Raw genomic sequence first — 1361 nt, forward strand, 5'->3', positions numbered from 1 at the left:
CCAAAGCTCAGTTAGCTGGTATGGCTCCAGTTCAGATGCCTAATCGCACAGCGGAAGCTGTTGGTGGTATCCTTGGTGCCGTTAAGACTGGTGCTGCTACTTACTTTGGTGGTCAAACAGGTGGTATGTCAGGCGCTATTTCTGGCGGTCTTAACTCACTTAATGCACAGGAGAACGGTTAATTATGGCAAGCGTAATTGGACAAGCCCTTAGTTCTGTTCCGGGCTATCAGGGTGCAGCAAGACACGACACAGGTATTAGTGGACTGGATTATCACGCTGCAAACATTGAGGAGCGTAAAGCCTCACCTTCTACTATTCATCAAATCTTTGACCAGATTGTAGGAACTGCTGCTCCTATTATGACAGAGATTGATAAAGGTAAACAAGCAAGTGCTCAGGATGATTACCTGAAACAGAAAGCTCTATTATCTGAAGGTAAAATTACTCAACAAGATTTTAATACTTGGGTCAATCAAGGGGATATGTTCTGGAAAGATAACCCTTATGCCCAGAAAGTAGCACGTCACGATATTGGTCAGCAAGCTCGTCTTGATGCTGATGCTATGATTGAACGTGATAAAGATAAATATAAAACACTGGATGAAATGCACGAAGCATTACGTCAAGCACGAAGTGATTCTTTCAAGAAATATTCTGACCTTTATGGGTTGAAAGAAGATGATGAAGATTTTCTAAAAGGTGCTGGTAATGGTTTAGTTGATGCTGATGTTCATTTATCAGAGACTTGGAATAGTTGGAAGTCTACTCAAGATAAGAATGTAGCTACAATGGGTGCATACACCAATGTGAATAACCTTGTTCACGATACTAATGGTTATGACAACCCTAAACTTAAAGCTGGTCAGATTCTTGCATCAATGGAACTTTACACTAAGAATGGTGTAATCAATGATGTTCAAGGTCAGACTAAATTCTATCAAGATACTGTTCAAGAATTAGCTAATCAGCCTAATGGCGCTGCTGTTATTGAAGAACTTCGTAAATCTAATATCAATCTTAACGGTGTTCCTACACCTATGGAAGATGTTATTGGTAGTGAGACATTCACAGCTGCATCAAACAAAGCTGCTACTGCTACAGTTCAACAGAATGCTACTCTTTATCAGCAGTTCTATGATGAGAAAGCTAAAATAGATGCTGAACCAGACCCTGTTAAACAGCGTCAGATGTCTTCTGAGTTCGAGACTAAGTTCTCCTCTATCTTATACCCTGCTGGAGATAAATCTGCTGTCAATGAGTTTACACAGCAATATCAATCTACTCGCAATGGTATCCAAGAAAATGAGCAACGTGCCGCTAAACAGGCTTCTGAAGCTCACCAAGCTGAACTTAAATCTG

At 40.6% G+C, this 1361-nt stretch carries 2 protein-coding genes; both read left to right on the top strand.

The features are described 5' to 3' along the window. On the top strand, positions 1 to 182 hold a 182-nt coding region (locus N1032_RS23255; RefSeq protein WP_259542719.1), incomplete at its 5' end, for a hypothetical protein. A 2-nt stretch (positions 183 to 184) separates the two neighbouring features. After that, the coding region (locus N1032_RS23260; protein WP_259542720.1) for a hypothetical protein at positions 185 to 1361 on the top strand (1177 nt) is incomplete at its 3' end.

The sequence above is a fragment of the Herbiconiux daphne genome (genome assembly GCF_024979295.1).
GTDB lineage: Bacteria > Actinomycetota > Actinomycetes > Actinomycetales > Microbacteriaceae > Herbiconiux > Herbiconiux daphnes.